30 protein-coding genes are annotated in these 25,556 nt (G+C 52.2%); 18 read left to right on the top strand and 12 right to left on the bottom strand.

Annotation, left to right across the window (positions count from 1 at the left end):
- Window positions 1-22: 22 nt before the first annotated feature.
- Entirely contained in the window at window positions 23-724 is a 702-nt protein-coding gene (locus DK872_RS04825) for an oligogalacturonate-specific porin KdgM family protein (RefSeq protein WP_035889729.1), read from the bottom strand.
- A gap of 802 nt (window positions 725-1,526) precedes the next feature.
- Here DK872_RS04825 and DK872_RS04820 point away from each other — a divergent pair.
- Window positions 1,527-2,087, top strand: a complete 561-nt coding sequence (locus DK872_RS04820) for a helix-turn-helix transcriptional regulator (RefSeq protein WP_007373688.1) — start codon at window positions 1,527-1,529, stop codon at window positions 2,085-2,087.
- A 90-nt stretch (window positions 2,088-2,177) separates the two neighbouring features.
- On the opposite strand, the gene DK872_RS04815 is transcribed toward DK872_RS04820, so the two are convergent.
- Together DK872_RS04815 and DK872_RS04810 are read right to left on the bottom strand one after the other, a co-directional pair.
- Window positions 2,178-3,071, bottom strand: coding sequence for a proline iminopeptidase-family hydrolase (locus tag DK872_RS04815; RefSeq protein ID WP_007373690.1), 894 nt, complete (start codon window positions 3,069-3,071; stop codon window positions 2,178-2,180).
- Window positions 3,072-3,155: 84 nt separating this feature from the next.
- A complete protein-coding gene (locus DK872_RS04810) occupies window positions 3,156-3,908 on the bottom strand; it encodes a LuxR family transcriptional regulator (RefSeq protein ID WP_035889779.1) in 753 nt (250 codons plus the stop codon).
- A gap of 267 nt (window positions 3,909-4,175) precedes the next feature.
- Between DK872_RS04810 and DK872_RS04805 the strand changes: the two genes are divergently transcribed.
- Genes DK872_RS04805 through DK872_RS04785 form a run of 5 tightly spaced genes read left to right on the top strand, consistent with a single transcriptional unit; the run spans window position 4,176 to window position 9,465 of the window.
- Window positions 4,176-5,114 carry an ABC transporter permease gene (locus DK872_RS04805; RefSeq protein WP_007373693.1) on the top strand — a complete coding sequence of 313 codons (939 nt, stop codon included), beginning with the start codon at window positions 4,176-4,178 and terminating at the stop codon, window positions 5,112-5,114.
- On the top strand, window positions 5,111-5,956 hold the full coding sequence (locus DK872_RS04800; protein ID WP_007373694.1) for an ABC transporter permease: 846 nt from the start codon (window positions 5,111-5,113) through the stop codon (window positions 5,954-5,956). The genes DK872_RS04805 and DK872_RS04800 overlap by 4 nt, the downstream gene beginning before the upstream one ends.
- Window positions 5,953-6,936, top strand: a complete 984-nt coding sequence (locus DK872_RS04795; RefSeq protein WP_007373695.1) for an ABC transporter ATP-binding protein — start codon at window positions 5,953-5,955, stop codon at window positions 6,934-6,936. The genes DK872_RS04800 and DK872_RS04795 overlap by 4 nt, the downstream gene beginning before the upstream one ends.
- Window positions 6,933-7,970, top strand: coding sequence for an ABC transporter ATP-binding protein (locus DK872_RS04790; protein WP_035889727.1), 1,038 nt, complete (start codon window positions 6,933-6,935; stop codon window positions 7,968-7,970). Before DK872_RS04795 ends, DK872_RS04790 begins: the two co-directional genes overlap by 4 nt.
- Window positions 7,951-9,465, top strand: a complete 1,515-nt coding sequence (locus DK872_RS04785; protein ID WP_035889726.1) for an ABC transporter substrate-binding protein — start codon at window positions 7,951-7,953, stop codon at window positions 9,463-9,465. Before DK872_RS04790 ends, DK872_RS04785 begins: the two co-directional genes overlap by 20 nt.
- A gap of 65 nt (window positions 9,466-9,530) precedes the next feature.
- On the opposite strand, the gene DK872_RS04780 is transcribed toward DK872_RS04785, so the two are convergent.
- The gene (locus DK872_RS04780) at window positions 9,531-10,397 is read right to left on the bottom strand and encodes a LysR family transcriptional regulator (protein ID WP_072438313.1); all 867 of its coding nucleotides are present in this window, start codon (window positions 10,395-10,397) and stop codon (window positions 9,531-9,533) included.
- 128 nt (window positions 10,398-10,525) lie between these two features.
- Here DK872_RS04780 and DK872_RS04775 point away from each other — a divergent pair, with 128 nt between their 5' ends.
- A complete protein-coding gene (locus DK872_RS04775) occupies window positions 10,526-10,816 on the top strand; it encodes a YciI family protein (protein ID WP_007373699.1) in 291 nt (96 codons plus the stop codon).
- 59 nt (window positions 10,817-10,875) lie between these two features.
- Here the strand turns inward: DK872_RS04775 and DK872_RS04770 are convergent, their stop codons facing one another.
- From DK872_RS04770 to DK872_RS04750, 5 genes are all read right to left on the bottom strand, one after another.
- The gene (locus DK872_RS04770) at window positions 10,876-11,808 is read right to left on the bottom strand and encodes a nucleoside recognition domain-containing protein (protein ID WP_007373700.1); all 933 of its coding nucleotides are present in this window, start codon (window positions 11,806-11,808) and stop codon (window positions 10,876-10,878) included.
- A 148-nt stretch (window positions 11,809-11,956) separates the two neighbouring features.
- On the bottom strand, window positions 11,957-12,055 hold the full coding sequence (locus DK872_RS04765) for a YoaK family small membrane protein (protein WP_035889721.1): 99 nt from the start codon (window positions 12,053-12,055) through the stop codon (window positions 11,957-11,959).
- A gap of 103 nt (window positions 12,056-12,158) precedes the next feature.
- Window positions 12,159-12,392, bottom strand: coding sequence for a KTSC domain-containing protein (locus tag DK872_RS04760; RefSeq protein WP_072438315.1), 234 nt, complete (start codon window positions 12,390-12,392; stop codon window positions 12,159-12,161).
- Window positions 12,393-12,517: 125 nt separating this feature from the next.
- Window positions 12,518-12,745 carry an Hha/YmoA family nucleoid-associated regulatory protein gene (locus tag DK872_RS04755; RefSeq protein ID WP_079518277.1) on the bottom strand — a complete coding sequence of 76 codons (228 nt, stop codon included), beginning with the start codon at window positions 12,743-12,745 and terminating at the stop codon, window positions 12,518-12,520.
- Between the two features lie 396 nt (window positions 12,746-13,141).
- On the bottom strand, window positions 13,142-13,708 hold the full coding sequence (locus tag DK872_RS04750; RefSeq protein ID WP_007373706.1) for a LuxR C-terminal-related transcriptional regulator: 567 nt from the start codon (window positions 13,706-13,708) through the stop codon (window positions 13,142-13,144).
- A 304-nt stretch (window positions 13,709-14,012) separates the two neighbouring features.
- Between DK872_RS04750 and yjbE the strand changes: the two genes are divergently transcribed.
- From yjbE to arsC, 11 genes are all read left to right on the top strand, one after another.
- Window positions 14,013-14,258 carry an exopolysaccharide production protein YjbE gene (yjbE, locus tag DK872_RS04745; protein ID WP_035943204.1) on the top strand — a complete coding sequence of 82 codons (246 nt, stop codon included), beginning with the start codon at window positions 14,013-14,015 and terminating at the stop codon, window positions 14,256-14,258.
- A 187-nt stretch (window positions 14,259-14,445) separates the two neighbouring features.
- Window positions 14,446-14,592, top strand: a complete 147-nt coding sequence (locus DK872_RS04740) for a hypothetical protein (protein WP_161518079.1) — start codon at window positions 14,446-14,448, stop codon at window positions 14,590-14,592.
- 304 nt (window positions 14,593-14,896) lie between these two features.
- Complete coding sequence (locus tag DK872_RS04735) at window positions 14,897-16,507, top strand: methyl-accepting chemotaxis protein (protein WP_161518078.1); 1,611 nt, start codon at window positions 14,897-14,899, stop codon at window positions 16,505-16,507.
- 660 nt (window positions 16,508-17,167) lie between these two features.
- Entirely contained in the window at window positions 17,168-17,560 is a 393-nt protein-coding gene (locus tag DK872_RS04730; protein WP_050998944.1) for a winged helix-turn-helix domain-containing protein, read from the top strand.
- A 90-nt stretch (window positions 17,561-17,650) separates the two neighbouring features.
- On the top strand, window positions 17,651-18,103 hold the full coding sequence (locus DK872_RS04725) for a hypothetical protein (RefSeq protein ID WP_083565976.1): 453 nt from the start codon (window positions 17,651-17,653) through the stop codon (window positions 18,101-18,103).
- 233 nt (window positions 18,104-18,336) lie between these two features.
- Complete coding sequence (locus tag DK872_RS04720; protein WP_007373714.1) at window positions 18,337-18,669, top strand: helix-turn-helix domain-containing protein; 333 nt, start codon at window positions 18,337-18,339, stop codon at window positions 18,667-18,669.
- Between the two features lie 162 nt (window positions 18,670-18,831).
- Window positions 18,832-19,524 (top strand): heavy metal response regulator transcription factor, encoded by a 693-nt coding sequence (locus DK872_RS04715; protein WP_007373715.1) that lies wholly within the window; start codon window positions 18,832-18,834, stop codon window positions 19,522-19,524.
- Window positions 19,525-19,535: 11 nt separating this feature from the next.
- Entirely contained in the window at window positions 19,536-20,942 is a 1,407-nt protein-coding gene (locus DK872_RS04710) for a heavy metal sensor histidine kinase (protein WP_161518154.1), read from the top strand.
- A gap of 174 nt (window positions 20,943-21,116) precedes the next feature.
- Window positions 21,117-21,437 (top strand): metalloregulator ArsR/SmtB family transcription factor, encoded by a 321-nt coding sequence (locus DK872_RS04705; protein ID WP_007373717.1) that lies wholly within the window; start codon window positions 21,117-21,119, stop codon window positions 21,435-21,437.
- A gap of 43 nt (window positions 21,438-21,480) precedes the next feature.
- A complete protein-coding gene (locus tag DK872_RS04700) occupies window positions 21,481-22,770 on the top strand; it encodes an arsenic transporter (protein ID WP_007373718.1) in 1,290 nt (429 codons plus the stop codon).
- A gap of 12 nt (window positions 22,771-22,782) precedes the next feature.
- On the top strand, window positions 22,783-23,208 hold the full coding sequence (arsC, locus tag DK872_RS04695; RefSeq protein WP_007373719.1) for a glutaredoxin-dependent arsenate reductase: 426 nt from the start codon (window positions 22,783-22,785) through the stop codon (window positions 23,206-23,208).
- An 86-nt stretch (window positions 23,209-23,294) separates the two neighbouring features.
- Here arsC and DK872_RS04690 read toward each other — a convergent pair whose 3' ends face one another.
- The 3 genes from DK872_RS04690 to DK872_RS04680 form a co-directional block, all read right to left on the bottom strand.
- The gene (locus tag DK872_RS04690; protein WP_007373720.1) at window positions 23,295-23,549 is read right to left on the bottom strand and encodes a DUF1471 domain-containing protein; all 255 of its coding nucleotides are present in this window, start codon (window positions 23,547-23,549) and stop codon (window positions 23,295-23,297) included.
- A gap of 210 nt (window positions 23,550-23,759) precedes the next feature.
- Entirely contained in the window at window positions 23,760-24,887 is a 1,128-nt protein-coding gene (gene ompC / locus DK872_RS04685) for a porin OmpC (RefSeq protein WP_007373721.1), read from the bottom strand.
- Between the two features lie 283 nt (window positions 24,888-25,170).
- Entirely contained in the window at window positions 25,171-25,509 is a 339-nt protein-coding gene (locus DK872_RS04680) for a hypothetical protein (RefSeq protein WP_072438324.1), read from the bottom strand.
- Window positions 25,510-25,556: the final 47 nt, after the last annotated feature.

Below are 25,556 nucleotides of genomic sequence, written 5' to 3'. Positions count from 1 at the left end.
ATCCTTATTTATATCCGGGTTATCAGAAATTATATTTCACACCGACGCGGTAACGAGTTTGACGTTCATCTGTATATTTACTGCCGGATACATTACCAATCGCAACATACGGCGACCAGTTTTTATCAAATTTGTAGGTTAATTTCACATCATGCGTCCAGTCGTAATTTTCATTATCGGCAATCAGCACGCCAGCGGACGTCGCGTGTTTATAATCCAGTTCGTAGTCGAGCTGATAATCATTAAACAGTTTCCACGAAATAACAGCCGTCAGGTTGTAGCCGTTTTCGCTGGTGTCTTTTGTGGTGCCGATGTTGTTGGAGTTGCGCTTAAAGTAAGGGCGGTAGCGCAGCGTAGCTCCGACATCACTGGAGAAGTTGACCTTGCCGCGCAGATACGGGCGATAGTTGTTCGAGGTTGAACTGCTGTCCAGTGAAAAACCCGGTTCAATCTGGAAGGTCGGATTAATTTTATAAACATAACTGGCAACCACTTCCGTACCATTACTGACGGTTTCATGATACGCCTTGTCTTTATTTTGTGAGCCTTTCCATTTGCCTTCCAGCGATAAACCAAAACCATTTGCAAAGCGGTGCGACATTAATAAACGATCTTTGTGGTTATTACCGCCACTGTCATTTATTTCATGACGATAATCAAAAGTCACCGCATGAGCCGCAATACTGAACAGCGGTATGGTAGTTAATAACAACGTGCGCAACATAATATCCCCTATTATTTTAACCCAAAGGTACAGAAGGTTCTCCGCAAAAAAATTGCAGATAGTTTTAATTCAGAGGGAATGTGACAATCCCTGCTGATAAAAATTGATATAATTAGCAGGCGTAATAATTATGACGAATATAATCACTGTGCCGGTAATGTGGTGTGTGGTGCCGGGTGCCTCCCGGTGAACTGGAGGCCGATCTCTCCAGTTCGCCCATAAAAATGAAACATCATTGAGGATAACCTCATATCAGCATGACCCCGCCGCTGAGGGGGATTCACCACACAGAATACGTTATCAACCAAATTATCAGGATTAATTGGGTGCATTAATCTTGTTGTTTTCATATCTTACTTAATCATGTGGAACGCACTTTTACACAATTTGAAATGATGTTTTGAGGCTGAGATCAAACATTTAAATACAGACTGTAAATTATTCAAATGATGGAATTAAAGATATTCCTATTTATAATAAATCATTTATAAACAACAAGATAAGTTTTCTAAGTGAGATGATTAATAAAGAGGTGTATTGTTGATTTACTATCGAAAATAAATAAGTTAATAAATTTATTCCTGGAGTAAATTGCGAACATTTGACGAAAAATGCAATACACTGAGTGCAACAGGGAGAGTGCGGAATGCAGAACCAGACGGGATGTCATCAAAAACCTAAACGAAAGCTAAACAAGACAGTTAGCCATGCTTGATCTGCCTTAACGTATCCCTAACACTCAGGAAAAAACATGCCTCCGTTAACGGAGCGGAAAATATAAAAATTATCCTCTGGAGCCGCTATGACAATCTATGGAAAGGATCGCCTTTTCATCTACGGTATTGAGAAAATACTCAGGCAACTGAGCAGAGAAAAAGGCAGCCGTTTTCGCAGCGGTGGCGCCGCAATATATGTGACCGCGGGAATGGATATCGTGGAAATGTATTCACTGTTTTTCTCCAGCCCGCCGCCGCATTACTCTATTTTCATCTCCTCTGAACGCCATTTCGATTCACTGACGCTACTTTTCCCTGGGCTGGTGAAACTCTGCCTTGCAGAAGATGTTCACGTACATGAGCTGCGCCAGGCACTGGAAGTGATGATCCTGCTTTGTCAGCAAAACCAGCAGCCCGGCTATATTCATGGCGCCTTTAAGTTCACCAGCGCCGAGCAGCAAATTATGCGCTTGCTGTTGCGCGGGCATTCAGTGGAGGATATCGCGCGGATACGCGGCGTCAGCCCGACCACCGTCAGCGTGCAGCGCAACAGCCTGATGAAACGTACCGGCACCAAGAGCTTGCAGGCGCTCTGTTCGCTCTATTCAGCGATGCGTACCGGTAGCGCACCCGCGATGTGCCGTTAATGCACGGTGTTGCTGGCTGGCAGGCACAAAAAAAGCGCCTGGCCGGCGCTTAAAAACAACAAACACAATCCACCTGGTGTGGGCTGAGAATCAACAGGTTTTCGCCAAAAAATCACTGACGGTCTGCATACACAACGACCGCTCTTCGACATGGGGCATATGGCTGGAGGATTCGAAAATCACCCATTGTGCCCCGGTAATATGATCCATAAACGGCTGCACTACTTCTGGCGTGGCTTCGTCATAGCGCCCGGAAATCAGTAATGTCGGAACGCGCACCTGCGGCAGACGGTCGATAATCGTCCACTCTTTCATGCTGCCGATCACGTGGAATTCTGTTGGGCCGTTCATTGCGTGGTACACCGTCGGATCGGCGTCCATCGCATCAAAGGTGCGCTGTACTTCCGGCGGCCAGGGGGAGAGACGGCAGACATGGCGCTGGTAAAACACCTGGCTTGCCGCTTTGTATTCCGCGCTGTCCAGCGTGCCCGCTGCTTCGTGCGCCAGCAGCGTCTGCTGGACGTCAGGCGGAAGCTGCGCGCGCAGTTTCGCTGCACCTTCCAGCCACAGCGCCATTGATGCCGGTGAGTTGGCGATAATCATCGCTTTCAACCCTTGCGGCTGGGTGACTGCATGTTCTGCCGCCAGCATTCCGCCCCAGGATTGCCCCAGCAGCGCGTAGTTGTCGGCAATCTCCAGCGCCTGGAGAAGATGATTCAGTTCGTCGAGAAACAGCGAGGGCTGCCAGAAATCCGGGCTTTTCTCCGGCAGATGGGTGGAACGTCCGTTACCCAATTGATCGTAGTGGATCACGGCGCGCCCGGTTTCGGCGATATCTTTGAACGCATCAACATAATCGTGAGTGCAGCCGGGGCCGCCATGCGCGACCACCAACGGCGTTTGACCGTTGTGTAGATCGCCGCAGATGCGAAACCAGGTCTGATATCCCCGGAAGGGAACATAGCCTTCTCGAATGGTGTACATGAGTGACGTTTACCCTGTTAAGTGAACTGGCTTTCAGGTTAGAACGTCACTGCTTACGCTGAACACTAGCAAAAATGCTAGTTCTTAACTGTCCAGCAAACGGTAATGCAACGCACGGACAACAGCCTGGACGCGGTTGGTCGCGCCGAGCTTTTTCGCCGCCGTGTTCAGATGCAGCGTAACAGTCGCAACTGAGCGGTGCAGCTTGCGGGCAATCTCTTTCGCCGTCAGCCCTTCGGCAGACCACGCCAGACATTCGCGCTCGCGGTTGCTCAGTTTGACATGGCGGCAGGTGAGCATTGAGGCGTCAAACAGCGGAAACGCCGACTCCTGGAAGCGGTGCGCCAGAAAGGTCAGCTGCGCCAGCGTTTCGCTGATATCCCGCTCTTCCCGCTGGTCGGTGACAATTCCGGTCAGCGTGACAAAACCGCCATTGGGCAGATGCAGCGGCACGGTGGCGCCGCAGGGCATATTGTTATCGCGCATGTAGTGCGTCACTTCTTGCGCGTTCTCATCCAGTCGCCCCTGTAATGCGCTGCGATCCGGGCGTTGATAAGACCAGACGAACGGCGCGCAACTCTCCAGCGCAAAATGCTGAACCGGATCGACCTGATAGTAGCCGCGTTCGCACCACAGCCTGCGCATATCATCCGGCACATTGCGCATCTCCAGCAGCGACGGCGTAATCAGCGCGCCTTCCAGCGAACGCGGCACCGGCGTGTAGTCGTAAATCACCGCATCAAAACCCAACGCCTGCGTCCGGGCAAACAGCCCGGCAAAAGCCTCTTCAAGCCTGGTGGCGTTGGTTGCACCAGGGCTTTCGATATCAATGCGCATAATGAACTCCCCCAAGGTAAACGGTGCCATGCCACGGGCACGGTTTGTGCAATTTCCCCATGGCTTCGCCAAAGCATGCAATTCCGGTGCCGTCCTGCGAGAAAGGTAAAACTAGTATTTTTGCTAACTACCCAGCCCTGAATGATGCCGTTAGCGTAAAGAAAACGCCCGCTAAGGCTGACCGGGCGCAAATTTATGACGCAGGGCTGCACTACGGCGGAGCGATTTTTTAACTTTCACCACCGTATGCACCATGGGAGTTCGCTGATGCATCGTTACCGTTTTCTGTTATTTCGACCCTTGCAACTGCTGCCCGTGCTGCTTGGGATCAGCATCATCACCTTCGCGATGGTACGGGCAATCCCCGGCGATCCGGCGCGCATTCTGCTCGGCGTACGCAGTACGCCAGAGGCGCTGGCGCGTATCCGTGCGCAGTTTGGTCTCGATGAACCGTTATGGGTGCAGTACGGCTACTTTCTGCGCAATTTATTACAGGGGGAGCTGGGCAAATCGATTGTCTACCGCGTCGATACCCTGAAGCTGATTAACTCGCGGCTCGAACCAACATTGTGGCTGGTGCTGGGCAGTGTGCTGCTGGCGGTGATCCTCACCGTTCCGCTGGCTTCGCTGGCAGCGCGACAGCGCGGGCGGGCGGCGGATCAACTGATCCGTCTGTTCACCACCGCCGGGTTAGGGTTTCCGGCGTTCTGGCTCGGCATCATGATGATCATCATTTTTAGCGTAGTGCTCGGTTGGTTCCCGGTCTCCGGTTACGGCAGCGATTTTGCCGACCAACTGCACCATATGGTGCTGCCGTGCCTGACGGTCGCGCTGGCGCTGTCTGCGGTATTGATTCGCAACCTGCGCGCCAGCCTGCTGATGGAGATGAGCAGTGACTATGTGGTGGCGGCCAGGGCGCGGGGGCAGCGCGAAAACCGTATCTTCTGGCGTCACGTGTTGCCCAACTCACTGGTGCCGACGCTAAACCTGCTGGCGGTGAATATTGGCTGGCTGATTGGTAGCACGGTAGTGATTGAGAGCGTGTTCGCCATTCCGGGGCTGGGCCAGTTGCTGGTGAAAGCGATTTTTAGCCGCGACTACATGGTGGTGCAGGGCGTGGTGATGGTGTTTGCGCTGGCGACCGTGGTCGTCAACCTGCTGGCCGATGTGCTGACCGTGGCACTGGATCCGAGGGTCAAATTATGAGTGCTCTCAGCGTGATTTCCGGGTTACGCCGCCGGGCGATCCCACGCCAGCACGCGCTGCGCGCCGGGATAGTGATTGTCGGGCTGTGGCTGTTTATCGCCCTGTTTGTTCCGTGGCTGGCGCCGTTTGATCCCATTACGCAGGATGCCGCATCGAGCCTGCTTCCTCCCGGCGGCGCGCACCTGTTCGGTACCGATAACTTTGGCCGCGACATCTTCTCGCGCGTGCTGTGGGGCGCGCGGGTGGATCTGCAAATCTGCCTGCTGGGGGTTATCTTCCCGTTTTTGCTCGGCACCACGCTCGGCGCGCTGTCTGGTTATCTCGGCGGCGTGGTGGATGCGGCCATTATGCGGCTGATCGACATCGTACTGGCGTTTCCTTTTCTGGTACTGATGCTGGCGATCATCGCCATCCTCGGGCCGGGGCTGGGCAGCTTCTACATTGCGATGGCGATGGTCGGCTGGGTCTCTTACGCCCGGCTGGTGCGGGCGCAGGTGCTGACGCTAAAACAGCGGGATTTTATTGTCGCGGCGCGCAGCCTTGGCTACGGCCACGCGCGCATTCTGTTCCGTCATCTGTTGCCGAACGCCATCACCGGCGCGCTGGTGTTCTCCATGTCCGACTGCGTGCTGGTGCTGCTGAATGGCGCGGCGGTCAGCTATCTTGGGCTGGGCGTGCAGCCGCCCACGGCGGAGTGGGGCGTGATGGTAGCGGAGGGGCAGAGCTTTATCACCACCGCGTGGTGGATAACCACCTTTCCGGGGCTGGCGATTGTGCTGCTGGCGATGGGGTTCAGCCTGCTGGCCGATGGCCTCGGCGATAAACTGGGAGCGCGCGTATGACCCTGCTGACCGTCTCAGAACTGACCATTACCCGCGAGCCGGATATCGCGCTGGTCGATAAGGTCTCATTTACGTTGAATGCCGGAGAGATGCTCGGCCTGGTCGGCGAGAGCGGCTCCGGGAAAACCGTGACCTGTCGGGCATTGATGCGTCTGCTGCCCGGCCAGGGGCTGGCCATTACCGGCGGCGAAGTGCGGCTGGGCGGCCGTGATTTACTGTCGCTCAGCGAAGCGCAGATGTCGGCGGTGCGCGGTCGCGAAATGGGGATGATTTTCCAGAATCCCGCCAGCCACCTGAACCCGGTGATGACCATTGGCGAGCAAATTGCCGAAAGCCGTCGCCGTCATTTCGGCGCCAGCCGAGCACAGGCGCGGGAAGATGCCAAAGAACTGCTGCGCCAGGTGGGTATTCCCGATCCGCAAAACCGCATTCATAACTATCCGCATGAATTTTCCGGCGGCATGCGCCAGCGCGCGATGATCGCCGTGGCGCTGGCACCTGAACCGTCGCTGCTGATTGCCGACGAACCAACCACCGCGCTGGATGTCACCGTGCAGATGCAGATCCTGCGTCTGCTCAGCGACTTGCGTCAGCAACTGGGACTGGCGGTGATCATGATCACCCATGATCTTGGCGTGGTGGCGCAAACCTGCGATCGCATCGCTGTTATGTACGGCGGGCGGTTGTGCGAAGTGGGCGGTAAGCGCGATGTGCTGGCGCAACCGCTGCATCCCTACACCCGTGGATTAATTGATTGCCAGCCGGCTAGCGAAGGCGGGCAGGGGCGTCTGGTGACTATCAGCGGTCAGCCGCCGGTGGCGGATAACTTCCCGGCCGGTTGCCGCTTTCATCCCCGCTGCCAGTACGCCAGCGCGGCTTGTCAGCAACAGCCTGTGCTGCGGCAGGGGCGCGACACGCTGGCGCATGCGGCGGCCTGCCATCATGCATTACAACCACTTAGCCTGCGGGAGGGCGCATGACGACATCAGCAAACTGGCCCCTGTTAGAGGCGGACAACGTCAGCGTGACCTTTCCGGTTTCCGGCGGCCTGATTGGCGCCAGGCGGATGGTGCACGCCGTTAATGACGTCACACTGAAAATTCACGCCGGGGAAACCCTCGGTTTGGTGGGCGAATCTGGCAGCGGCAAAAGCACGCTGGGACGGGCGTTATTGCAGCTTGAGCGGGTGACGGCGGGCGAGGTGCGCTTCGATGGTCACCGCATTACTCATGGGCTGAAGAGCGACGTGGCGCGGTTGCGCCTGCAAACGGCGATGATTTTTCAGGATCCTTTCGCCTCGCTTAATCCTCGCCAGACCATCGGCGACAGCATTGCGGAAGTACTGCGCGTGCATCAGAAAGTGCCGCGCAGCGGTGTGAATGCGCGGGTAGCTGAACTGCTGACGTTAGTCGGGTTGCGCCCGGAGCAAGCGAAGGCCCGACCCGGCCAGCTTAGCGGCGGGCAATGCCAGCGTGCCGGGATTGCCCGCGCGCTGGCGCTCGAACCCCGGTTGATAGTGGCAGATGAGTGCGTGGCGGCGCTGGATGTCTCCATTCAGGGGCAGATCGTTAACCTGCTGATGGAACTGCGCGAAAAGATGGGGCTGGCGATTTTGTTTATCGCACACGATCTGGCGATTGTGCGCCGCCTGTGCGATCGCGTGGCGGTGATGTACCTCGGGCGTATTGTCGAAGAAGGCCCGTCCGAAGCGGTGTTCACGCAGCCACGTCACCCTTATACCGCCGCGCTGGTCGCGGCGATCCCGGAAATCGATCCCGATAAACCGCTGCCCGCAGAGCCGCTTGGCGGAGAACCGCCCAGCCCGTTATCCATTCCACAGGGCTGCGCTTTCCATCCGCGCTGTCCCTATGCGCAGGTGCAGTGTCGCACCGGCGCGTTACCTCCAACCCGGCAGATTGCCGATCACGCATATTCCTGTGTGTTGACCCACACAGGCGATGAGACTGTTTTTCCTTTAACCAGGAGATCTTTTGATGAAGCACAGGCATGTTAAGTTGTTGGCGGCCAGCGTTTTTCTGGCGCTCAGTGTGGTCAGCGAAATGGCGCAGGCGGCAGGCGTATTAACCATTGGCCGTCGCGAAGACAGCACCACGTTCGACCCGATCAAATCGGCGCAAAACGCCGACAACTGGGTGTTTTCCAACGTCTTTGATCCGCTGGTACGGGTAGATAAAACCGGCACCAAACTGGAGCCAGGCGTGGCGGAAAGCTGGAGCATTTCGCCGGACGGCAAGGTCTATACCTTTAAAATTCGCGACACCAAATTCTCCGACGGTACGCCAGTGAGCGCCAGTGATGCCGCGTTCAGCCTGCTGCGTATCCGTGACGATGCCGGTTCATTGTGGCGCGATTCGTACAGCATTATCGACAAAGCCGAAGCGCCGGATGCGCGTACGCTGGTCGTCACGCTGAAATCACCGTCTGCGCCGTTCCTGTCACAACTGGCATTGCCTAATGCGTCGGTGATCTCGGAAAAAGCGCTGAAGGATGAAGGGGCAGAGACGTTTGCCGAAAAACCGGTCGGTTCTGGCGCGTTTAGCGTGAAAGAGTGGGTGCGCGGCGAGAAAATCGTGCTGGTGAAGAACCCGAACTTCTGGCAGGCGAAGAACGTCAGCCTCGACGAAGTGGACTGGCTGACCATTCCTGATGACAACACCCGCATGCTGAAAGTGCAGGCCGGTGAACTGGATGCCGCGCTGACGGTGCCGTTCTCGCGCATTGCCTCACTGCAAAAAGACAGCAATCTGAAGGTGGAGCTGGATCCATCAACCCGTGAAGATCATCTGTTGATCAACCACTCGCACGGCGCACTCGGTAAAGTGGAAGTGCGCCAGGCGCTGGACTTTGCCATCGACAAAGATGCGATTGTGAAGACCGTGACCTTTGGCTACGGCCAGGTGGCGAACTCCTATATTCCGGCTGGCGCGCTGTATCACTACAGCGATAACCTGCGCCGCGCCTACGATCCTGAAAAAGCCAAACAGATGCTGAAAGCCGCCGGCGCCTCCGATTTAACGCTGAATTATGTGGTTAACGCCGGGGACGAAGTGGATGAGCAGATTGCCATTCTGCTGCAACAGCAACTGGCGAAAGCGGGCGTGAAAGTGAACCTGCAAAAAGTTGACCCCAGCCAGAGCTGGGACATGCTGGTGGCGGGCGAATACGATATTTCGGTGATGTACTGGACCAACGATATTCTCGACCCGGATCAGAAAACCACCTTTGTGCTGGGCCACGATGCGAACATGAACTACATGACGCGTTATAAGAATGACAAGGTGAAAGCGCTGGTCGCTGCGGCTCGCGTGGAAATGGATCCGAAAAAACGCGAACAGATGTATATCGATCTGCAAAAAATGGCCAAAGCCGATGTGAACTGGATCGACCTCTACTACAGCCCGTACCGCAACGTGAGCCGGAAAAATATCGAAGGTTTCTACCAGAATCCGCTCGGTCGCTTCTTCCTCGAAGATACGGTGAAGAAATAACGTTTTGCCTGATGGCGTACGCTTACCGGGCCTGGGGGAATCTGCGCCAGGCCGGGTGAGCGGCGCTAATCGAAAGCCGCGAGGAGGCGTCGCACCAGCGGCTTTGTTTCGTTTTTTCTCCACACCAGGTGTAGCGCGATCTCCAGCGGTAGCCATGGCAAAGCCACTAATGCCACATTCTCCGAGGCAATGCGCGCCAGGCTTTGCTGAATAAACGTGAATCCCAGTCCTGCTTCGACACAAGAGAGCGCGGCCAGCGGGCCGGAAACTTCCAGGCTGATGCGCGGGGTGAAGCCTTTTTCCTGACAGGCCCGAAGTAACTGCGCGCGCGCTGCCGGGTTCAGGTTTTCCTGCTCGGCTATCCAGGGATACTGCTCAAGCTGCGCGGGCGTGGGCGCGGGGAGAGCCAACGCTTTCGGCATCGCCAGCAACACCGGCTCGGTAAGGACGATTTTCTGGCAAAACTGCGCGTCGCTTGACGGCGGCAGCGTGTATAAGAACGCCACATCAATTAACCGGGCCTGTAGCTGCTCAAGCTGCTGTTTTGAACGCATCGAATGCAGCTTGATATCGATCTCTGGCGGGAGCGCTAATTTTGCCAGCGCATCGGGCAGCAGACGTGAGTGAATCGCCGCTTCGACATAGCCGATATCAATGCGTCCGGCGTTGGCCTGACCCAGATGTCTGGCGTGATCTTTCAGCCGATCATAATGCTGGAGAAAAGGCCCCACTTCGTCGAGAAATTTTTCCCCTTCGGTGGTCAGATGGAGGCGTTTTTTCTCGCGATGAAACAGCGTGACGCCTAATTCATCTTCCAGCATCTGAATTTGTCGGCTCAGCGGGGATGATGAGATATTCAGCCTTTCAGCCGCCTGGCCGATATGCTCAAGCCGGGCAACAACGGTAAACGATCGCAGCAGTTTGATGTCCACAACAAATCCGGTCTCAACTGGGTTAAAAATGGCAATAGCCTGAGCGGCTATTTAACCGCAATATAACCCTCATGAATACTGCACCGTAACGTGTTGATAATTCACTACTCATAGAGAGGAGTTTGCGTATGTTTATCGTAACGCTGAAATATAAAAAACCGTTAAGCGAGGTCGATCGCTTTGTTGAGGAGCACCGCACGTATCTCGACGCGTGCTTTAAAGAGGACTATTTTCTGGCGGCCGGGCCAACGAACCCGCGCAGTGGTGGCGTGATTTTAACCCGCGCGCTGGCCCGCCCGGCGCTGGATGCGCTGCTGCAAGAAGATCCCTTTTACCGTGAAGGTGTGGCCGATTACGACGTTGTTGAATTCGAGCCCATGAAATGCAGCGCCGCAATGGCCGCCGCACTGGGAAAATAGCGCTTACCGTAGCAACAAACTCAGCAGGGCACGAATCGTGCCCTTGTGCTTTTCCCGCATTAAAACACCATCACATGTAACAGCGTGCGGACCAGAATGCCGACAATCGCGCCTGGCAGTACAAAGCGGAACAGGCGGACAAAGCGGCTGGCGATACCGAGGAAAATCCCAATTCCTGGTAAATCGAGGGTTTGCACCAAGAAGCCCGCCGAGGCGTTGATCTGCTGCGCCGTCAGTTGACCGTGCTGCGCCATCTCCGAGGCCACGCCAAAATAGGCCGTACCGCCCGCCAGGCATTTAGTCAGCGTCAGCAGCACATATACTGTGGAAATATGGAAGAATTCCAGCATCGGCGTTAACAGCGATGTCAGCGCTTCTACCACGCCTGCCGCTTTTAGTAAGCCCACCACCGTCAGCGATAACAACAGCATCGGCAGCGACCCCAGCGCCAGGCGAATCGCATCTGCGCCAGCGCCGTTAATCACCGAAATCAAACTCGCGCGCGGTTTATCTTTATTCAGTTCACCCTCTTCATCGCGCAGGCTGGCGGCAGAGAGCCTGCGTCCCGTGACGTACCAGGTCAGCGTTGAGGCGGCAAGACCACCAATCATCGAAATCACAATCGCTATGCCCCAGTGCAGGCCGAACGGAGTCAGAGGGTAAAACACATTCGCCTGACCCATGGCGAATAACATGGCGAGCGTGGCGGCAAGATGGCGATCGGAAGTTCCGCGGCGCTCCATAATCGCCAGCGCGGCGAGCGGTGCGGCAAAGCTGACGAAATTAAGCTGAATCAGGGCGAAAATCCCCATTCCGCTGATACCAAAAGGTTTTAATACCGGGGAGGTGAGACGAACAATGCCATCCAGAACCCCTTTTTCCTCCAGATACTTCATTATGATGAGCATCACCACCATGATCGGCAGCAAGGTATACAGTGCAACATCCACGGAAACCTTGCCCGCCGACATGATGATTTCAATGATATTCATGAACCACTCCGGTAAACGTACTTGCCCGGTAGTTTACACCCGCTAACGGAACGGCAGGCTCATTCATTCCATTGGTTTTACTTATTTTCTGTAAGCGGATACGGCATTCGCGAATGCGCCGTCGGCATAAATCGGAGGGGAAAAGACGTCAGGAACCTGGGTTGGCGTAGCCGCCGAGGATAAACCAGGCAAGGAAAGCGACCGCTACAATAAAAACCAGCACCGGAAAGGCAATACCAATTCTCATATACCCTCTTACGTTGTCAAAAGCCTTAGTCAACAGGAAACCGCGTCGTCTGCGCGGGGAGACAACGTTAACACAAAAACACTAAAAATGACCGTGTTACAGACTAAAAGCGACTGCGATTCGCCGGTTCAACGGTGATTTTTAAGTAGCTGTTGGCAATATTTTCGCGGAAGTACGCTTCCTGCTGCTGGCTCATCAAAAAACCCTGCCAGATCTTCGGTGGTACGCCGAGATACTGCTCAACGCGGCCATTACTGTGCTCAAGCTCCAGCACGCTGGAGTTCGGGTCATAACCTGCCGCCTTTAGCGCCCTGCAAGAAAGGGGATGTCTTTTCATTTTTTGTCCTGCTCAACGTCAATGTCACAAAAGGCTTTTAAGCTATCGGCAGGCGGCTAAGAATGTTTACTACTGGTACAAGACTCTTTTCATATAGCTACGGTGAATGAATGACGCTCAGGAGCCTACACATTGCGCCATGCGCTGGCCGGAACTTTCAGCCAGCGGCAATGGTGAACAAGTTCGGCGCGGCGATGATCGCTGGCACTGATCAGCGCTTCCAGCTCAATTCCGGTTAGCTTTTGGCTCCGAAGTTCATAAATTTCTTCGACCGCATTGAGCGAGGAATAACGACGTAAAATACGCAGATAATAGTGGCGCAAGGCGGTCATACTACAAAGGTTAGTAGGCATGGTAATTTTCTCTTGTTTTTAAATGAATAAGTCTTTTCAAAATAACATTTGTGGTGAGGCCAGTCTTATTTTCGGTGTCAGCTATTGACGTGTAACGCTGTTCATCAGTAAATAAAGCATGCTTTCTATGCGAGTACACAAAATGATCATCATCGAACTGACTGTGATTGGTGTGCTACTGGTTATAATCATTTTTTCATTCTATAAGCATTTAAAAGTGGTTCGTTCCAGAAACGTCGGCAACACCAGAAAATATTACCGACGATAGTCCTGCTGCTATTATATTTTTACGCTGTCTGTTTCGAACGTAAACAGGTACAGAGGATATATCGCAATACTGAATTATTATGGTTTACGTTGTGAACATCAGGTTTTTATTTCAACCTGTAGTGATAATCAGCCGTAGGCCACCACTCTACGATTTGGCGTTTTTTGCTGGGGGAATGGCATTATTTCTTCCTCATTTTCGGCCAGTCCACAATCTTTGAATGGAAAAATACTGAAGGCGTAAAAAATATCAATCCTGGAGTTGGCTGATATTTTCTTCTTAATGTTATCCTTATGAGATGAGACGGTTTTTTTGTTAATACTCAGTAGGTTAGATATTTCATCATCGCTCTTCTCGAAGATCATGCCCTTCAATATTGCGATTTCTCGACGGCCCAGTCGAATGGTTTTTACATGGCTACTGACGCGTCCATTTATAAATTCAGTTAAAATATCCAATAAAACATCCACTTGTATTTTATCGGGAATCACAATTATAGGTGTATGTACCAGGGTAAAGGGAGAAAAATGACCTTTAGTCACAACCAGCATCCCTCGGTTGGAAAAAGGCGCACTAAAGTTAATGGCAATGTGTATTTCACTGCAATTTCTGATTTCTTTTACTAATTGAATTATACCTTTTTTGGTATAAGAGCAATTAATTTTGAACAATACGATATCTATATTTCTTCCCATGTTAACATCCTCCCGGTTCGTATGAAACTGTGTGTAAAAACATTGGCGGGTAAAAAATGGTTTCTGCTTTTGATCCTTCTTCTCTTTCTAGTTTGATCTGTATCATATTGCTAAAAAGTTGTTAACTGAGGATATTCTTATTTTTGTTTTATGCAAGCTGTTGCCGCTTCGTTTAGATAATTAAATAGAACTGAGGAATCTCCCAATTGTTTCCATATTGTCGAGGAATGTCTTAATTTGCGATCTTATTTTGTGATGGCGATTTAAAGTGCGAAAGGTCCCAATAAAATATGAGGGTTGGTTCATGACGCATTTACATCGCATTATTTTGGTCGTTAGTTTTATTATTTCTGGATTAGCACACGCAGCACCGGTAGCAGAAGGCTCTGCCGCAGGAAGTGACGCTTCAGACAGTGCCATTGGAAATTCGGCGTGGGTTGGTGTCGCGGGCGTTGCTGCCGTCACCGGGTTGGCATTGCTGGCAATGGGCGGTGACAACGGCAGTAACACGTCAACCAGTACCACCACCACCACCACGCCGTCGAATTGAGGTAAATTAAGACCGCATCGTTGTTGACTGAGAAAAAAGGGAGCCAGGATGTCTCCCTGCTTCGGCGCTAGCCGCCAATGCAGCCAATCAGTTTCGGGCATAATGGATAATATCGACCAGCGCTTTAGTTTTGCCCGTCTGTTTAGTACTCCGAAAACGCTGGCCTTGATGCTGACAAGGTTCAGTAGTGAAGCCGATTGCATCGATCGTTATTCCACATGAAAAAGGCAGTCAGTACGCGATCGCAGTACTGCCAGCAAAATCATCATTAACTGCACTGCGCCTTACAGCCTGGCACTGCAGCGAATCCCTCAAGGGCGATGTGAACCGTTAATCAGTAATAAGGAGCCAGCATTTCAGCAACAAATGCCCGAACCGCGTGTCACTGTGGGCAGCGGCGGCGCATCCGGCTTCTCCTTTATTATTGGGCCGTTCGACCTCTGCCTTTTATTGCCAGCGCGACATCAGCCCTGCGATTAAACCGGCAATATACCCCGCCTGTAGGTCTGATAAGACGCTGCTGCCCTCCGGCGATCCCATCGTAATTTCATATTTTCCGTAAGGTTATAGCCTTCGTATAGTGAAATCGCACCCATTACACAGCTTGTGGAATTCGTTGAAACACTACGAGGGATACTATGCGAGTCATCAAACCCTTCTCTCTTGGTGCGCTTTTAGGCACCGGTTTTGCCGCCATTATTGTGATCAGTTTCCTGGTGGCGATTTTTGGACGGACACAATTACTTAGCACCAGCAAACACATTGAATATTATGAAAAATATCACCTGACTAACCTGCTGGCGATGCAGGAGTTAAAGGACACGTTAAATAACGCTACCAAAGCGACCTTTATTATGGTGTTTCAGGATGACGCCGATAAACAGGAGGCCGAAGAGAAGGTCACCGAAGCGGCAATCCAGCGTATCGACACGCTGGTCAAACAGTTACAGCAGAATATTCAGGGCAGCGATGTCCAGCAGATGTTGGATCGTTTTAAACAGACGCAGGCGCAATACGTCGCGGTTGTGCGCCAGACGGTGAGCATGGCGAAAAATGGCCAGATGCTCGACTCCCAGTCGATGGCGGTGGATAAACTGCAACCGGTTCAAGCACAACTGTTTAATGAAATCACTGTGATGATCCAGCGCCAGCAGGCCAGCACGACCGCGGCAGCGGCGGAGAGCACCGGCAGTGCGCGAGCGTCTGGCGATCTGTTGCTGATGCTGGCCGCAGCGGCAACGCTGTTTGGCGTGTTGATCGCCTGGTTTGCCACGCGGCTTATCAAGCGGCAGCTGGGCGGTGAACCCGCTTATGCGTTGCGAGTGGTACACGATATCGCTGAGGGCAATCTGGCAATGCCGGTGACGCTGGCGGCAGGCGATCGCCACAGCCTGCTGGCCGGGATGGAGGCGATGCGTCAAAGCCTCAATCGCATTGTGGCGCAGGTTCGTGAGAGCAGCGAATCGATCTCGGCAGGGGCCAGCGGCGTGGCGGCGGGCAGTATGGATCTTAGCCAGCGCACGGAACAGCAGGCAGCCAGCCTGCAACAGACGGCGGCGTCAATGGAGCAAATCGGCCAGACCATTCGCCAGAATGCCGACACGGTACGCGTCACCAACCAGCAGGCCACCGCCGCCAGCGACATTGCCGCCAAAGGCGGGGAAGCGATCGACAACATTGTGCGCACCATGGATGAGATCAGCCAGAGCGCGCGCAAAATCGGCGAGATCATTACCGTTATCGACGGCATCACTTTCCAGACCAATATCCTGGCGCTCAATGCGGCGGTGGAAGCGGCACGTGCCGGTGAGCATGGGCGAGGCTTTGCCGTGGTCGCAGGAGAGGTGCGTTCACTGGCGCAGCGCTCCGCCACGGCTGCGAAAGAGATCAAAGGGCTGATTCAGGCCAGTATTGATTGTGTGGATAACGGCGCTGCGCTTGTCAACAATGCCGGTTCTACCATCGGCGAGCTGGTTAAGCAGTCGCACCATGTCGCGGAAATGATTAACGAAATCGGTATGACCACTCAGGAGCAGGAGTTGGGCGTTGCGCAGGTGAATGATGCTATTGCCCAGCTCGATCAGGTAACGCAGCAGAATGCCGCGCTGGTGGGCGCCTCCAGTTCGGCGGTCGATCATCTGCGCGATCAGTCACGGAATCTGGTGGCGTTGATGAGCGTTTTTCGCACCGAGCATGCCCGGCGGGAAAGTTCGGCGCAGCTTGCCTCCGGTGTGCTGGTGAATACCTGACGCTTCTGAACAAACGCGATGCCATGATACATGAACCAGACAACGGTGTCGCAGAGCGAGGGACAAGGATGTCCCGATAGTGATTTGCCTTTCTCATTGATGTAATCCGGACGGACAGCACGCGTATCGCTTAATCATTAAACCATCGTGAATGGGCGGATTATGCCGCCAGCGGCGGTCAATTCTGTGATTTCAGTCAGTGCGAGCGATCAGAACAATTGGCCGGATATCGTTATTTTTTGCAGTAGATTCGATGAAGGTGTTATTTACCCCGGAAAAATTCTGGAAATTGATATTTTTATTTTATAAACATTGGGGGTAATACTTTTATTTTAATAAGGTAAATGGTCTGAATGTTAATGATGCGTAATTTTTACTTGTCTTTTAACTGTGGAGACGGTTTTTTGTTTGGTTCAATCCTCTGGCTAAAGTGGATTATTTTTAGTTATTATTACTGAAGGTTTGTTATTGTCTTAATGAACTAAACATGTTTTTATCTTTCGGCAGTTAACCTGGAATTGCTGCCTTGTGAATATTAATGATATTTACATGCAAGAAATAAATGTTATTTATTATGCGAATAACTTACAGCGTGTTGTTTTGTCATTTTGACAATAAAATTGTGCGGTACAGACATCTGTGTAAACGCTAAGGAGGGGTATGCCAGACGAGGAAAATAAAGCGCTTTCAGTCATGGGCTTCCTTATCGAAAAGAGTGTGATTTATGACTGTAGAACAAAAAGACTCATCTGCCTTTATGGAACGGCGAAATATATTTCTCTGAGAAAAACCCAGTCGTACTTACTGGAATACCTTTTGTGTCATGGGGTTAACAACGTTGTTTCTGATGACATGCTTATGAGTGATGTCTGGGAGCGAAACGGCCTTCGCGCGTCAGTTCAGCGGGTTTGGCAGGTTATAAATGATCTCAAATATAACGTTAGTAAATCAGGTGTCAGTGATGAGTTTATCCTGAGGGTTTCCCGGAAAGGATATTTGATTAGATCAAGTAGTGTGCAAACTTTATTTTATCATGCAGACAATGAATGCTAATTTTCGTTGCATAAAAATAAGGTTAAGGTTTAGTGGTAATACATTATTTGTTTTTGGTTGATGTTAACAATGTCAGGTTTGAGGTTATCGATGAAAAAAATTTTATTATCCATTGCCGTCTCTGTAGCTATTACGATGCCAGGATTGGTTCACTCTGAGGGAACGGCGACTGTAAATCAGGTAGTGCGACCGGAAGTGGCTGAAAGGGTCAAGGCTTATGAAGGGGCGGAAGGCACCATTGTATGGACACTGCGTTATGGTAAACCTGACGAGAAAAAAATGATTGTGCAGATGACGGATATTGATCATCCATGGAATAAAAAAATTCATTTAATGAACGTGGATGATGTGGGTACGAAAAAATATGTTTACACACTGGTTGATGGGAAAAAATTTACCGTCTTGTTTTTTAATAGTAATGGGTGGGGGGAACTGAATCTGCCGGGCGAAAATAAAGCGATACCAATATATTACAGCAAAGCATACTCCTCCGAAGGAAATGCCCAGGCTTTCCTGACTGATTATCTTGAATCGGATAAATAAAAAAGCAGTATCTGCTCTCTCAAGATCAAATCATACGCGTTACGACGATGTAGCAAGATTGAACCAATCCAGTTGCTGGCATAAGTCAGCGACTGTGGTGGTGTTGCTAAAATAGCTGACGTAAAAGCTACCCGGCAGGGGTAACAAAACTGACAGGATTATCATTTTCGCGTCACTTTTGAGTCAGTATCCCTGCGTTAAGGTGAGAGCTCCTTAAGAAGGAGGCTTTCACGATGGGTATGCAACAGATGGTGGTACATGAGATCCAGCAGTGGATCGATGAAAACCTCGACCGTCCGCTCAGAATTCGCGATGTCGCCACGCGGGCCGGTTATTCAAAATGGCATTTACAGCGTCTTTTTCAGGAAGTGATGCAGGTGCCGTTAGGGATTTATATCCGTAATAAGAAGCTGGAAAGCGCTGCCGAGGCGCTGCTGACGACGGAAGATTCGATCATCACCATTTCCACGCGTTATGGTTATGACTCACAGCAAACCTTCACCCGCACCTTTGCCCGTAAATACCATATGCCGCCGGGCGTATGGCGTCGGTACCATCAAAGCTAGCGCTAGCGCAGAATTGACGCCACGATACGTGGTTAATCATCAGGTTGCATTTTGTCGCTAAAACGGTGAAAAAATGTCAGCTAAATGTCAGCCCAACAGCGGTAACATTGCGGCTATGAATATGTTTGCGGCAGGTGCCGGAACGTTGAAGGAGTCGCCCCTTTGAAGCTGTTACTCATCGAAGACGAGGAAAAGACCTCGTCATATATTAATCGTGCGCTGAGCGAACAGGGTTTCACTCTCGATGTCGTTGATAATGGTGTCGAAGGGCTGCACCTGGCGCTGGAATACGAGTACGACGCGATTGTGCTGGATATCATGTTGCCCGGCATGGACGGTTACCAGATTCTTGAGCGGCTGCGCGCCTGCAAACAGACGCCAGTGCTGATGCTCTCGGCGCGCGGCTCGGTTGAGGAGCGGGTAAAAGGGCTGCGCCACGGCGCGGATGATTATCTGCCAAAACCCTTTTCGCTGATCGAGCTGGTGGCGCGCATTCAGGCGTTGCTGCGCCGCAGACCAGGCGACGGCGCGGACATCACTCAGTTGCATATCCACGATCTGCACCTCGATCTGCTGGCGCGGCGCGTAACGCGCGGCGGCGACCGCCTTGAACTGACGGCGAAAGAGTACGCGCTGCTGAGCCTGCTGGCGCGTCATCAGGGCGAAATCTTGTCGAAAATGATGATCGCCGAACAGGTCTGGGATATGAACTTTGACAGCGATGCCAACGTGGTTGAAGTGGCGATTAAACGCCTGCGCGCCAAAGTTGATAATCCTTATCCCGTTAAGCTGCTGCATACGGTGCGCGGTATGGGGTATGTGCTGGAAACCCGCCAGGAGAGTAAAGCCAGTTGAATGCGCTCTCTTTGTGTAAACACTCGATTGCCGGACGCATGGCGCTGATGTTCGCCGTGGCGTATGTGTTTGTCGTCGTCACCTTTGGCGTTGTGCTCAGAAGCTCGTTGTATGAGTCGCTGCAAAGCCAGATGCATAACGAATTATTATTCCGCGAATCGTTGATGGCGCCGTGGGTGGAAAACCGTCAGTCCATCGACGGCTGGAAATCCCTGACCACCAAATTTAATACGCTCTCCTCCTATGAGGGCGGGCGCGTGAAGTACTGGCTGGTGGCCGATGATCCCCGCTTTGATATGGGCGGTCCGCCGCCGAAAGGCGTGGAGTGGGCTTCGCTGAAAAACGGGTTCAGCACCGCGCCAGGCGAAACGGAAGCATCCTGCCTGCTGTTCCTCTACTCCTGCGAAATCCCGGCGAGCGGCGAACGCCCGGCGATGCGCTATGTGGTGGCGATAGATTCCACGCCTTATATGGGCACGTTGTATGAATTTACCTGTGCACTGGTGCTGGTCAGCTGTATCGGTGTCTTCCTGATTGCGCTGCTGGGTTATTTGATCGCCCGTTTCGGTATGCGTCCGGTGAATACATTAAGCGAGCAGGCACACCAGCTTGCGCCGGGTAATCATGGTCAGCGTCTGCAGGCGCATACTTTGCCGGACGAGCTGCAAACGCTGGCGGTCTCGTTTAATGGTGCGCTGGAGCGCCAGGAGATCGCCTGGCGCCAACTGGAGAGCTTTAATGCCGATGTGGCGCACGAACTGCGTACTCCGCTGACCAACCTGATTGGCCAGACGCAGCTTGGCTTGTCACGTCAACGCTCCATAGAAGAGTTACAGGATCTGCTGGAGTCCAACCTCGAAGAGCTGGAGCGCATGACCTCCATCGTCAACGATATGCTGTTTTTATCCCATGCCCAGGCGGGCGAACACGCCACCCAGCTCACCACGGTTTCTCTGCGCGAAGAGGCTTACAAAACGTTTGAGTATGTCGAGCCTTCGTTTGCCGAGAAGAATCTCCAGGTGCAGGTCGAGGGAGATGTCACGGCATCCATTGACCGCCGTCTGTTCCATCGTTCGCTGGCGAATTTGCTGGAAAACAGCGCCCGCCATGCGCCGCAGGACAGCACAATCATTGTGCGGCTGCAAAACGTCGGTGAACTGGCGCATGTCGCGGTGTCGAATAACGGCGAGGAGATCGCGCAAAGCCACCTTGCGCGGCTGTTTGAACGTTTCTATCGTGTGGATGCCTCCCGCACCCGCAGCGATACGCACCACGGGCTGGGGCTGTCAATTGTCCGCGCGGTAGCGAACATGCATCAGGGCGATGTGTTTGCCACCAGCGCAAACGGGATCAATACCTTCGGCTTTACCCTGGCGCTGAAGCGCGAAGCGGCCAGCCGCGAGGCGGAAAAGCGCTAAGGGCAAATACCTTATGCTGAAGCGGCGGGGAAGATCCCGCCGTATTCCACGCGACGATGTTACTCAGAAGCGAAACGCTTCGTTCCACGCCAGACTCTTTACCTCAATGTGTCGCTTTAAGTTATTACATATATGATTTACCATATGTGTAAATGAACGCCATCGAGACTCAGCATGCTACATCCGGTTCAGCTTTTCAAAACGCTCTCCGATGAAACCCGCCTGTCAATTGTGATGCTGCTCCGCGAATCCGGAGAACTCTGCGTCTGCAATCTCTGTGCGGCAACGGGAGAATCGCAGCCCAAAATTTCCCGCCATATGGCGATTCTGCGTGAATACAACCTGGTTATCGACCGGCGTGAGGGGAAATGGGTTCATTATCGTCTCTCTCCGCATATTCCGGCCTGGGCCGCTGACGTCATTGATACCAGCTGGAACTGCCTGCGCGAAGAGACGCGCGAAAGGCTAAAAACCGCCGCGTCCGGCAGCTGTTAACGCCTCAAACATATTCATAAATTCAGATGTGATGGAGTAAGTGATGTTACTGGCAGGGGCAATTTTTTTGTTCACTCTGGTGCTGGTTATCTGGCAGCCGAAGGGGTTGAGTATTGGCTGGAGCGCGGTGATCGGCGCCGGGCTGGCAATGGTCTGCGGGGTGATTCACCTCAGCGATATCCCGGTGGTGTGGAATATTGTGTGGAATGCGACGGCCACCTTTATTGCGGTCATTATTATCAGTCTGTTGCTGGATGAATCCGGCTTTTTCGAATGGGCGGCGCTGCATGTTGCCCGCTGGGGAAACGGGCGCGGTCGGCTCCTGTTCACTTATATTGTATTGCTTGGTGCTGCGGTGGCAGCATTGTTCGCCAACGATGGCGCGGCGCTGATCCTGACGCCGATTGTTATTGCCATGCTGCTGGCGCTGGGGTTCAGCAAACGTGCCACGCTGGCCTTTGTGATGGCGGCGGGGTTCATTGCGGATACCGCCAGTCTGCCGCTGATTGTCTCGAATCTGGTCAATATCGTCTCGGCCGACTTCTTCCGGCTCGGGTTCAGGGAATATGCCTCGGTGATGGTACCGGTGGACATCGCGGCGATTATCGCGACGCTAATCATGCTGCATCTCTTCTTTCGCCGGGATATCCCGCCGGTGTATGACATGGAAAAACTGCGGGAGCCAGCGCTGGCGATTAAGGATCGTGCAACATTCCGCGCCGGTTGGGTTGTTCTGCTGCTGTTGCTGGTCGGTTTTTTTGTGCTGGAGCCGCTGGGTATTCCGGTCAGCGCCATTGCGGCAGTTGGCGCGCTGATTCTGTTGGCGATGGCGAAAAAAGGTCATGCCATCAATACCGGTAAAGTGCTGCGCGGCGCCCCGTGGCAAATCGTGATTTTTTCGTTGGGGATGTACCTCGTCGTCTATGGCTTGCGCAACGCCGGATTAACCGCGTATCTCACCGACATTCTGAATATGCTGGCCGATAAAGGATTATGGGCGACCACTCTGGGAACGGGATTCATCACAGCGTTCCTCTCTTCGGTGATGAATAATATGCCGACGGTGCTGGTGGGCGCGCTGGCCATTGATGGCAGTTCGGCAACCGGCGTAATGAAAGAAGCGATGGTTTATGCCAACGTGATTGGCTGCGATCTTGGGCCAAAAATCACGCCGATTGGTAGCCTGGCGACGCTGCTGTGGTTGCATGTGCTGGCACAAAAAAATGTACGCGTAAGCTGGGGTTACTACTTTCGTACCGGTGTGGTCATGACGCTGCCGGTGCTGTTTGTCACGCTGGTGGCGCTGGCGCTACGCCTCTCTATTCATCCGTAACGGGACACTGCTATGAGCAACATCACTATTTATCACAACCCGGAATGCGGCACGTCACGCAATACGCTGGCGATGATCCGCAACAGCGGCGAAGAGCCGACCATTATTCTCTATCTTGAGACGCCGCCGTCGCGCGATGAACTGAATAAGCTGATTGCGGATATGGGCATTTCGGTGCGGGCGCTGCTGCGTAAAAACGTCGCGCCTTACGAGCAGTTGGGGCTGGCGGAGGAGACATTCACCGATCCGCAGTTGATCGATTTTATGCTGCAGTATCCGATCCTGATTAATCGCCCGATTGTGGTGACGCCATTGGGGACGCGGCTGTGTCGTCCTTCGGAAGTGGTGCTGGATATTCTGCCCGGTCAGCAAAAAGGGGCATTCACGAAAGAAGATGGCGAGCAGGTTGTGGATGCCGCAGGCAAGCGAATCGTATAACGGCTTTTCAGGATGCGAAAAGAGAAGGGGGGCACGGCTGGCCCCCCTTTTTTCATTCACCGGTTGCCGGATATCCGGCCTGCGGCTTATTTATACAGCGTCGCAACGCCGTAATATTTATCATCGCCACCGGCAGAAACGATTTTAAAGCTGCTGGCACCCTCTTGCGTTGCTTTCTGATTCAACTGGTGTTGCAGGTCGCTTAAGGTATCGGCACCGGAAACGGAGACGCTGCCAATCGGCTGCATTCCGGCAGCCGAGGTCACTTGAGTTGCTGCCCAGGTTGCCGTAGAGAAAATAACCAGACTCGTTGCGAAAAGCGCTGCTGTAACCTTTTTCATCTTAACCACCTCATACTATACAGAAGTAAATAAATCGTCTTTACAGCTGCTATTTTACGCGGCGAGGCTGACAGGATTCTGACCTGAAAATTACGAACTTGTCAGATAACAAAACTCAACAATTCTTTTAATAAAAAGAGGTTACGCATAGGGAAGAATACAAAATCAGCGGGGAAAAGAAGAGGCGGCGAGCGCCGCCTCTGTACATAATCAGAACTGATAAACCATACCTACAGCGACAACGTCATCGGTATTGATGCCAGCCGCATCGGTGAATTTATCGTCATCGATCAGGTTAATTTTATAATCGACGAACATATTGAAGTTTTTGTTGAAATAGTAAGTTGCACCCAGGTCAACATATTTTTCGATATCTTCATCACCGTAGCTAACACCGCTGGTATTGCTGCCGATTTTTTTGCCTTTCAGCGCGTTATACGCAACGAACGGCTGTAAGCCAAAGTCGAACTGATAGCTGGCATAGGCTTCAAAAATCTGCGATTCGTTAGCATAACCGAAAGTCTGCGTATCGCTGGATGAGCTACCAAAGCGTGAAGCGTTATAAGCCTGAGTAAACATGGCTGCCAGATAAATATTATTGGCGTCATATTTGATTGCGCCGGAATAGGCTTCTGCGCGTTTGCCGCTGCCATAAATATTGGCTGTATCATTCTGTGCATTAGTACGATCGGCAGAACTCATCGCGCCGACAACGCTTACGCCTGCGCCAATGTTATATTCCAGCGACATACCGTAGCCGTCGCCATTCTGGCGCAGCACATTACGACCGGCTCCAGATTCACCCGCGCCGTCATTTTTACCCTGATATTGCAGGGAGAAATTCAGACCATCGACCAGGCCGAAGAAATCAGTATTGCGGTAAGTCAGCATGCCATTACCACGGCTGAACATAAACTGATCGGAACCGTAGGTCATGCCATCGAACTCAGGCTGCATATCGGTATAACCGAGTGAGTCATACAAAACGCCTTTATTACGACCGTAATCCAGTGAGCCATAATTGGCGAATTTTAAACCAGCAAAACCATAACGAGTACGCGGTGTATTGGTATCGCCTTCGGATTTATTGGCATCGATATGCATCTGCCACTGGCCGTAACCCGTCAGTTGGTCGTTGATTTGTGTTTCACCACGGAAGCCAAGACGCATATAAGTCTGGTCGCCATTCCAGCCGCTATTATCAGAAAAATAATGTTCTGCTGAAATCAAACCATATAAGTCTAACTTATTACCGTCTTTATTATAGATTTCCGCAGCCTGTACAGAAGAGCACAGCACTGCAGCAGAGACTAAAAGACTCAGTTGAGAAATTTTCATATAAATAAACCCTTAGAAATTGCCACTGTTTTTTAATAGCAACAAGAATCCGCCACCATTTATGAAAATGATTCATGGTTAATTCAGGTTGTACCACACTGTTTATCACCGGGGATCCGTGTCTGTAAATATGTAAATTGTTTTTAGCACAGATTGATAAATATTTACATTGATTCGGTTGAACTATTTTTTATCGCACATATCGATAATATTTTTGCGCCGTAAGTGGGGTAAGTTAACAGCGTTTTATTAACCTCATTGCATTTTTTTAGTTGTCTATTGCTTATTTTTTAATATCCCCGGGGTATTCCCCGGGAGTTTTATTGGCAATATGTGCTTTTAAATTTGCAGGGTTGATCAGGTGGCTATTTTGGTTTGCCGCTAATAGCGGATATTTGATTTTTAAATATCTGCCGCTGCTGCATGGGTAAATATAATTAATATAAATTAAAATAGCGGAAAATAAAAAAGGCCGGAAATTCCGGCCTCTGGCTTGAAATGACTCGTCGTCCTTATCGTGGCTTCGCGTGTGTCCATCGTCTTCACGCCGCTCTCCGGTTGAATTACCGGCGCTGACGGGGTTGCCGTGGATTTTCACCACTGCGTTCGATGCGAGCGACATCCTGCAACCCCCTGTGAGCCATCGCGGTTCACTTTCAGCAGAATATT

The organism is Kosakonia sp. MH5, assembly GCF_009935945.1.
In the GTDB taxonomy this organism is placed as follows: Bacteria; Pseudomonadota; Gammaproteobacteria; order Enterobacterales; family Enterobacteriaceae; genus Kosakonia; species Kosakonia radicincitans.
This window is presented reverse-complemented; position numbering and strand designations above follow the sequence as displayed.

Coding starts and splice junctions, on each gene's coding strand:
- arsC (WP_007373719.1), top strand. CDS start 22,783: ATGAGCAACATCACTATTTATCACAACCCGGAATGCGGCACGTCACGC.
- DK872_RS04815 (WP_007373690.1), bottom strand. CDS start 3,071: ATGTACACCATTCGAGAAGGCTATGTTCCCTTCCGGGGATATCAGACC.
- DK872_RS04680 (WP_072438324.1), bottom strand. CDS start 25,509: ATGTCGCTCGCATCGAACGCAGTGGTGAAAATCCACGGCAACCCCGTC.
- DK872_RS04765 (WP_035889721.1), bottom strand. CDS start 12,055: ATGAGAATTGGTATTGCCTTTCCGGTGCTGGTTTTTATTGTAGCGGTC.
- DK872_RS04785 (WP_035889726.1), top strand. CDS start 7,951: ATGAAGCACAGGCATGTTAAGTTGTTGGCGGCCAGCGTTTTTCTGGCG.
- DK872_RS04755 (WP_079518277.1), bottom strand. CDS start 12,745: ATGCCTACTAACCTTTGTAGTATGACCGCCTTGCGCCACTATTATCTG.
- DK872_RS04690 (WP_007373720.1), bottom strand. CDS start 23,549: ATGAAAAAGGTTACAGCAGCGCTTTTCGCAACGAGTCTGGTTATTTTC.
- DK872_RS04800 (WP_007373694.1), top strand. CDS start 5,111: ATGAGTGCTCTCAGCGTGATTTCCGGGTTACGCCGCCGGGCGATCCCA.
- yjbE (WP_035943204.1), top strand. CDS start 14,013: ATGACGCATTTACATCGCATTATTTTGGTCGTTAGTTTTATTATTTCT.
- ompC (WP_007373721.1), bottom strand. CDS start 24,887: ATGAAAATTTCTCAACTGAGTCTTTTAGTCTCTGCTGCAGTGCTGTGC.
- DK872_RS04700 (WP_007373718.1), top strand. CDS start 21,481: ATGTTACTGGCAGGGGCAATTTTTTTGTTCACTCTGGTGCTGGTTATC.
- DK872_RS04820 (WP_007373688.1), top strand. CDS start 1,527: ATGACAATCTATGGAAAGGATCGCCTTTTCATCTACGGTATTGAGAAA.
- DK872_RS04725 (WP_083565976.1), top strand. CDS start 17,651: ATGAAAAAAATTTTATTATCCATTGCCGTCTCTGTAGCTATTACGATG.
- DK872_RS04735 (WP_161518078.1), top strand. CDS start 14,897: ATGCGAGTCATCAAACCCTTCTCTCTTGGTGCGCTTTTAGGCACCGGT.
- DK872_RS04790 (WP_035889727.1), top strand. CDS start 6,933: ATGACGACATCAGCAAACTGGCCCCTGTTAGAGGCGGACAACGTCAGC.
- DK872_RS04805 (WP_007373693.1), top strand. CDS start 4,176: ATGCATCGTTACCGTTTTCTGTTATTTCGACCCTTGCAACTGCTGCCC.
- DK872_RS04705 (WP_007373717.1), top strand. CDS start 21,117: ATGCTACATCCGGTTCAGCTTTTCAAAACGCTCTCCGATGAAACCCGC.
- DK872_RS04750 (WP_007373706.1), bottom strand. CDS start 13,708: ATGGGAAGAAATATAGATATCGTATTGTTCAAAATTAATTGCTCTTAT.
- DK872_RS04775 (WP_007373699.1), top strand. CDS start 10,526: ATGTTTATCGTAACGCTGAAATATAAAAAACCGTTAAGCGAGGTCGAT.
- DK872_RS04760 (WP_072438315.1), bottom strand. CDS start 12,392: ATGAAAAGACATCCCCTTTCTTGCAGGGCGCTAAAGGCGGCAGGTTAT.
- DK872_RS04730 (WP_050998944.1), top strand. CDS start 17,168: ATGCCAGACGAGGAAAATAAAGCGCTTTCAGTCATGGGCTTCCTTATC.
- DK872_RS04825 (WP_035889729.1), bottom strand. CDS start 724: ATGTTGCGCACGTTGTTATTAACTACCATACCGCTGTTCAGTATTGCG.
- DK872_RS04810 (WP_035889779.1), bottom strand. CDS start 3,908: ATGCGCATTGATATCGAAAGCCCTGGTGCAACCAACGCCACCAGGCTT.
- DK872_RS04720 (WP_007373714.1), top strand. CDS start 18,337: ATGGGTATGCAACAGATGGTGGTACATGAGATCCAGCAGTGGATCGAT.
- DK872_RS04795 (WP_007373695.1), top strand. CDS start 5,953: ATGACCCTGCTGACCGTCTCAGAACTGACCATTACCCGCGAGCCGGAT.
- DK872_RS04770 (WP_007373700.1), bottom strand. CDS start 11,808: ATGAATATCATTGAAATCATCATGTCGGCGGGCAAGGTTTCCGTGGAT.